This is a genomic window from Oleiphilus sp. HI0061 (assembly GCF_001635675.1).
The window spans coordinates 1-1250 of the sequence record NZ_LWFE01000475.1 but is presented as its reverse complement, the minus strand read 5'-3'; the positions used below and the strand labels follow the sequence as shown (position 1 = coordinate 1250).

2 protein-coding genes are annotated in these 1250 nt (G+C 43.4%); both read right to left on the bottom strand.

The window, feature by feature from the left end:
- A partial coding sequence (locus tag A3735_RS06345) for a GGDEF domain-containing protein (RefSeq protein ID WP_068637787.1) occupies positions 1–950 on the bottom strand: 950 nt, incomplete at its 3' end.
- 71 nt (positions 951–1021) lie between these two features.
- Positions 1022–1250: zinc-binding dehydrogenase (locus tag A3735_RS06340; RefSeq protein WP_197485708.1), on the bottom strand; the 229-nt coding region annotated here is incomplete at its 5' end.

Here is a 1250-nt window from a genome sequence, read left to right as displayed (position 1 = left end):
TCTAAGTCTGATACTGCCTTAAGCATGCGCTTGGCAATATTCTCGGCACCATTTTTGTTTGTATTAGGTAGCAAAACGATAAACTCTTCACCGCCGTAGCGTGCGACGCAGTCAGAAGGTCGGGCAACCTCATCGTTGATCGCTTTGGCTGTTTTCTTCAAACAGTCATCGCCAAACATGTGACCATAGTTATCATTGAGGTTTTTGAAGAAATCCAGGTCAATCATAATGAGACTTAATGGGCAGGACATTCGCGAGCAGCGTTTCCACTCTTTACTGTATTCTTTATCAAAGAACATTCGATTCTTTAGCTGTGTGAGCGGATCTGTGGTGCTTAATTGTTCCATGAGCTCAGCCCTCTCTTCTGCAACCAAGTGATTGGTAATCGCAGACCAGTAGTCGTTATGGCTCGCTTTGGAAGAGGTGAATATGTAAGTCAGGCAGATACTGCATAACAAGGCATACATTAAGTTGCTGGTACTGCCATCATGAATCAAGGCGCCAATCACGGGCAGAAGCATAAAGATAGGGTAGAGAGTCCGGATTTCCGAAGATATGCTCAGTGTACTAGCACCGCCGACAGTGAAGGCGGGGGTAATAATTAAAATAGCGGTTTGCATCACTGTTAAACTGTCATCATAGATAACCCAGGCCGACATGCAGCCCCAATGAAGTGCTGCACCAAGAATAGTGATGACAAGCCATTGATGTAAGACGGGAATGTTAGGTGAGGGGCTACGGTTAAGTATTAATAGATGAGCAATTCGCAAGGCAGCAAATAATATGATTAGCCCCGTGTTTAGATAGAGAAAGCTGGGGTTGACTTGATCAAGGTTGAAGGTAAAAGCCAGAATTACCCAAACACCAAAATAGGTTAATATGCCGCTCTTTGCTCTATTCGTCAGGTCAGCTAAAGCATGGCTTTGCAGTTGTTGATGGTAATGAGGCATTTTTTATTCTGGCCTTCCGGTTTATCTTTATTATTTGCGTCTATATATCTGGCAGTATAAAGCATTCCTTACTAGGGCGTGATAATAATTTTCCCAATATGCTTATTAAGAGACAAGGTTGAAAAAGCTGACTGATAATCGGACAAACTAAAGGATTGAGCAATAACTGCTTGTAGATGACCTTCGCTAAATCCGCGACGAATTGCAGTAATGGCTCTTTGCTTCTGTTGCTCCTGTTCTAGTGTCTGGTCGACCGTATAGCCTTTTAGCGTCAACAAGCGCTTCATCAATACACCTGCG